The 5,006-nt window shown below is 51.0% G+C and carries 5 protein-coding genes and 1 tRNA gene; 2 read left to right on the forward strand and 4 right to left on the reverse strand.

The window, feature by feature from the left end; translation table 11 throughout:
• Together Q0095_RS08910 and mnmG are read right to left on the reverse strand one after the other, a co-directional pair.
• A partial coding sequence (locus tag Q0095_RS08910) for a C1 family peptidase (protein WP_366806343.1) occupies positions 1 to 368 on the reverse strand: 368 nt, incomplete at its 3' end.
• Positions 365 to 2,206, reverse strand: a complete 1,842-nt coding sequence (gene mnmG / locus Q0095_RS08915) for a tRNA uridine-5-carboxymethylaminomethyl(34) synthesis enzyme MnmG (RefSeq protein ID WP_366806345.1) — start codon at positions 2,204 to 2,206, stop codon at positions 365 to 367. The genes mnmG and Q0095_RS08910, both read right to left, overlap by 4 nt.
• 331 nt (positions 2,207 to 2,537) lie before the next feature.
• Here mnmG and bioB point away from each other — a divergent pair, with 331 nt between their 5' ends.
• Together bioB and Q0095_RS08925 are read left to right on the forward strand one after the other, a co-directional pair.
• On the forward strand, positions 2,538 to 3,527 hold the full coding sequence (bioB, locus tag Q0095_RS08920; RefSeq protein ID WP_297883185.1) for a biotin synthase BioB: 990 nt from the start codon (positions 2,538 to 2,540) through the stop codon (positions 3,525 to 3,527).
• Positions 3,528 to 3,566: 39 nt separating this feature from the next.
• Positions 3,567 to 3,995 (forward strand): hypothetical protein, encoded by a 429-nt coding sequence (locus Q0095_RS08925; protein ID WP_297883186.1) that lies wholly within the window; start codon positions 3,567 to 3,569, stop codon positions 3,993 to 3,995.
• A 179-nt stretch (positions 3,996 to 4,174) separates the two neighbouring features.
• Here the strand turns inward: Q0095_RS08925 and Q0095_RS08930 are convergent.
• Positions 4,175 to 4,249, reverse strand: a tRNA-Glu gene (locus tag Q0095_RS08930).
• Positions 4,250 to 4,562: 313 nt separating this feature from the next.
• Positions 4,563 to 5,006, reverse strand: a 444-nt coding sequence (locus tag Q0095_RS08935) for an ankyrin repeat domain-containing protein (RefSeq protein ID WP_297883187.1), incomplete at its 5' end; no start/stop codon positions are given.

Below are 5,006 nucleotides of genomic sequence, written 5' to 3' on the forward strand. Positions count from 1 at the left end.
TAAGATTGGTCAACGTCGCAACCAAACCAGACGGGCAATTTGTCTTTGAGCTGAGCTACGGCAAGGCGCTTGAGCTCGGAAATCTCAAGGTTAAGGTAGTGAACGCCGCCGCCCTCAACAACGTTACCCAAACGAGAAACGGTGTAGGTGTGGTTGAAAGGCTTATCAGCAGTAGGAGCAGAGATGATTGAAATGTAATCATCAAGGTTCATGTCAACGGTCTTTGTGAAGAACTCCTGAGGGGTAAAGGTGCCGGAAAGAACAAGCTTGTCGTCCTTATCACGCAGACGTGTTTCAAAGTGCGCCGGCGGCTCACCAAGACAGGTGACGAGAAGCGCATATACGTCTCCCATCATTTCCTTTTTCATCTCACGAAGTGTCTCAAGCGTTTCTCCTGCCTCGTGAGTCTCGCGGCAAAAAGCGTCGGCGGCGCAAAGCGGCTTAGCTTCTGCACGATCTCGTTGCTAAGCCCTCCGATCTTGCTAAAATCGATCTGCGGCGGGATCGCGACGCCCAGCAGCCCCTTCATCCTCTCGACCTCGGCGCGCTGCATCGCGATGTAGAAATGATACTTGCACTGCGTTAAAATTTCATCCAAAACCTCATCGCTAAAACTCTCAAAATGCGGCACCAGAGCAAGCAAGCTCGCCTTTGAAAAGCCGCTTTTGGCTACAATTTTTTGCAAGCTGCAGCTTTGCGAAATGGGCTCTGCGCCGATACTTTGTAGCAGGCTAAGCGTCTGTTTCGAAGGGGTAATCTGCGTTTTTAGCAAAAATTCCATTCCGCTCTGCACATCGAGCTTAAACTTGCTCGTCCGCTCGTAGCTCGCCTCGTCTAAAAGACCGATCTCGCGGCCGTATTCGCTCAGGCGTAGCACGGCGTTGCCCTCGCGCAGCAGCAGGCGAAATTCCGCACGCGAAGTAAACATTCGGTAAGGCTCGTTCGTGCCCTTGGTAACCAGATCGTCGATCAAAACGCCGATATACGCCTCATCCCTACGCAAGATCAAAGGCTGCCGCCCGCGCAAATCAAGTACGGCGTTGATGCCCGCCATCAGCCCCTGCGCCGCGGCCTCCTCGTAGCCGGTGGTGCCGTTGATCTGGCCTGCCAAAAACAGCCCGCGGATCTTTTTGGTCTCGAGGCTGTGTTTAAGCTCGGTAGGATCGATGAAATCGTACTCGATCGCATAACCCGGGCGGACGATTTTAGCATTTTCAAAGCCCCTAATCGTGCGCAAAAACGCAATCTGCACGTCGTAAGGAAGGCTCGTAGAAAGGCCGTTTACGTAATACTCCGTAGCCTCGCGCGTCTGCGGCTCGACGAAGACGTGGTGTCGGTCTCGATTTGGGAATTCGTAAATTTTAGTCTCGATGCTCGGGCAGTAGCGCGGACCGGTGCTTGAAATTTGCCCCGTAAACATCGGCGCGCGGGCGAAATTTTCGCGGATGATCTCATGCGTGCGCTCGTTCGTATAAGCGATGAAGCAAGCAAGCTGCTTCGGCGCAAAATTTTTGCTGCGAAAGCTGAAAGGGCGCGGATCCGCGTCGCCGTCTTGGCGCTCAAGCACGCTAAAATCGATCGTCTTAGCATTGATCCTCGGGCAGGTGCCCGTCTTTAGCCGCCCCATTTGCAGACCCAGACTTCGCAGCGATTCGGCTAGCTCGACGCTGGCTAGCTCGCCCACGCGCCCTGCTTGCAGCTTGTTTTCGCCTACGTGAATTAGCCCGTTTAAAAAGGTGCCGGCGGTGATTATCAGATGCTCGGTCTCATAAACGTTGCCAAGATGGGTCTTAACGCCGCAAACGCGCAGGCCGCCGCCTTGCTCGCAGGTTAAAATTTCGCTCGCGATCTCCTGGCTGACGTCCAGCCCCTGCGTGTTTAGCAGCAAATTTCGCATATAGATGCGGTATTCATCCATATCGATCTGCGCCCGCGAGCCGCGCACCGCAGGGCCCTTGCTCTCGTTTAAAATTCTAAACTGCAGCCCGCACGCATCCGCCGCAAGCCCCATCTGACCGCCCAGTGCGTCGATCTCCTTTACCAGATGCCCCTTTGCAAGGCCGCCGATAGCCGGGTTACAGCTCGCAGCGCCGATTTGTTCGGCTAAGATCGTAATTAGCAGCGTCTTTGCGCCCATTTTTGCGGCGGCTAAGCTCGCCTCGATACCAGCGTGCCCGCCACCCACAACGATAACGTCGTATTTCATTTTTTGCCTTTAAATTTAAAGTCGCAATTTTAGCCAAAATAAAATTTCAAAACGATAAATCGCATGCAGATGCCGCAGGCAGCGGCTCGATATGTATTTTCATACGCGTAAAATTTACCGCGCCGCAACTTTTAAGCGATTTTGATTTGCGCCCCCATGCAAGCGCACAGACGAGCCGTCCGCAAAAATTGCGGCGCAAAAGCGGCGCGCGAAGGGCGTAAAATTTCGCATAAAATTTTTAGCACAAAATTCCTACGCCAAATTTCGCGTGCGAGCTTTGCTTTAAATTTAGCGTTGTATAATTACGCATTTTTTTCAAAAAGGCTAAGTATTGATAGACAAATTTTATATTTCCGAGCTGAAAGATCGCGTGATAGGCGGCTGCGAGATTGCAAAGCAGCAGGCGCTAGAGCTGGCGCGATGCGAGGATTTGGGCGCGCTTTTTGCGGCGGCGGATGAGATCAGGCGCGCTTTTTGCGGCGATAAATTTAATCTCTGCACGATCATAAACGTAAAATCGGGGCGCTGTAGCGAGGACTGCAAATACTGCGCGCAGTCGGCGCATTTTAACACGGGCTGCGAGACTTACGGAATTTTGAGCGAGCGGCAGGTGCTAAGCGCCGCGCTTGCGAACGAAGCCGAGCAGACGCACCGCTTCTCGCTCGTCGCCAGCGGGCGCGGAATTTCTCAAAAAAGCTCCGATCTGAGGGCATACTGCGCGATCTATGAGAGGCTGCGAAGCGAAACGCGGCTGCATCTGTGCGCCTCGCTGGGGATCGCTTCAAAGCCCGCGCTGGCGCTGCTTAAAGCAAGCGGCGTACAGACCTATCATCACAATCTCGAGACTTCGCGAAAATTTTATCCGCAGATCTGCACGACGCACAGCTACGACGACCGCATCCAAACGATACAAAACTGCCGCGCCGTGGGGCTTGACGTATGTAGCGGCGGGATTTTCGGGCTGGGCGAGAGCATGGAGGATCGCATCGATATGGCGCTGCAGCTGCGAGAGCTGGGCGTTAGCTCCGTGCCGATCAATATCCTGACCCCGATCAAGGGCACTCCGCTGCAAGACGCCGCGCCGCTAGCGCACGATGAAATTTTAAAATCGATCGCGATCTACCGCTTCATCTTACCGCGCGCGTATCTGCGCTTCGCAGGCGGCAGGCGAAATTTGGGCGAGCACGTGCGCACGGCGCTTGGATGCGGCATCAACTCGGCGCTTACGGGCAATTTCCTAACCACCACCGGCGATAGCATCGCAAGCGATAAGGCGCTTGTGGCGCAGTGCGGGTTCGACCTCGCAAAGGGCGCGGATTAGCGGCGGTCGGGAATTAAAGATAAAATTTAAGAGGCGGCTATGAAGTTAAAATTTTTCCTTGTCCTTATTTTGGTCGTCTTGCTTGGAGGTTGCTCGCTGCTCCCGCAGGGCGGCGACGAGGAAGCTCCATTCTTGGCGGACGCGAGCAGATGCGATGTCGCAAACCCGCCAAGCAAGGAGCAGCCAAACCGCTGCGCGAAGCGGCAAAAGATTGACGCCGAAGTCGCGCGTGCGGCGCAAGAGCAAGCGGTATCGCAAGACATGCTTAATTCATTCAAGGAGAATAGCGCGCAAGCTCAGCAAAGAGCGCAAGAGCAATATATTGCCGCGCAGCAAAGCCTAATGCAACAGCAATCGCAGCAGCAGCTGGAGCAGATGCAGCAGCGGCAAAATATGAGAAATTTACAACACGAGCAGAACTGGAACAGGCTACGCAATCTGGAAAATATAAGCAACGGCGAGATTTAGCCGCGAATTTTAAAATTCGATCTAAATTTTAATTCGCGCGACTTTCATTCTAGATCAATTAGCCTCAGTAAAAATATGGTGAAATTTTAATCAAAATACTCCCAAATCAAATGAGGTCTTAAATTTCAAGGGCAGGCAGCTGGATGATAGAAAATTTTAATTGATTTTAAGTGATGAAATGGTGACCCACAGGAGATTTGAACTCCTGTTACCGGCGTGAGAGGCCAGCGTCCTAACCACTAGACGAGTGGGCCGCGAAATTAAAAATGAGATAATAGCGAAGTGTATATAAATTTTGGATTAAATTATATAATTTCAACAAAAATAATGCAAAATAAAATTTTCGCCGAAAACTTAAAGCTTTTTGGCATAGCCGCAAATCTTGGTGCTCTAGATAGTCCGATATGCCGCCCATTCTAGATGGCATATAAATAAGTTCCGTCGCTGCAGCCATAAGCCAAATCGATATCATAAAAGCTTGCTGCGCCTTGCTATCAGCATCAAAAACGCCAATAATTTTATCGCGCTGATTTAAAGCAGGTGATAAGAAGCCATTTAGCATACCTTTTATTTAGCTTCTAGGCTTTTTAGATACTCATATACTCTTTTATCCTCGTTTTTCCTTGCCCAATCCGATGGAGTTACACTTTGGTTATGAGAACATCTAGCTTTTGGATCGGCGCCTCTTTCTACTAGATATTTTACGATTTCTAGACTATGAGAACTTGCCGCATAATTTACCATGGAGCAGCCATCCCTATCCTTTGCTTTAAAATTTCCGCCGTATTTTTCTAAAAGCTTTACGAGCCTAAAACTCTTCTCATCGTCGTGTTGGCTTCCGAATACGCTCATCATCATTGCGCTATCAGTCAGTCTTTTTGCGCACTCTAGCATCGCGCGAAGCGAATTTTCGCTACCTAACATTACCGCCATTTCAATGGGAGTGGTATTTTCATGACCTCTAAAATTCGGATCGCCGCCCATTTCGCAGTATTTTTTAGCATCTTTGGC

The organism is uncultured Campylobacter sp. (genome assembly GCF_938045535.1).
Taxonomy (GTDB): domain Bacteria; phylum Campylobacterota; class Campylobacteria; order Campylobacterales; family Campylobacteraceae; genus Campylobacter_B.

Excerpts from the sequence above, each read along its gene's own strand:
- mnmG (WP_366806345.1), bottom strand. The coding sequence starts at position 2,206 with ATGAAATACGACGTTATCGTTGTGGGTGGCGGGCACGCTGGTATCGAG.
- Q0095_RS08925 (WP_297883186.1), top strand. The coding sequence starts at position 3,567 with ATGAAGTTAAAATTTTTCCTTGTCCTTATTTTGGTCGTCTTGCTTGGA.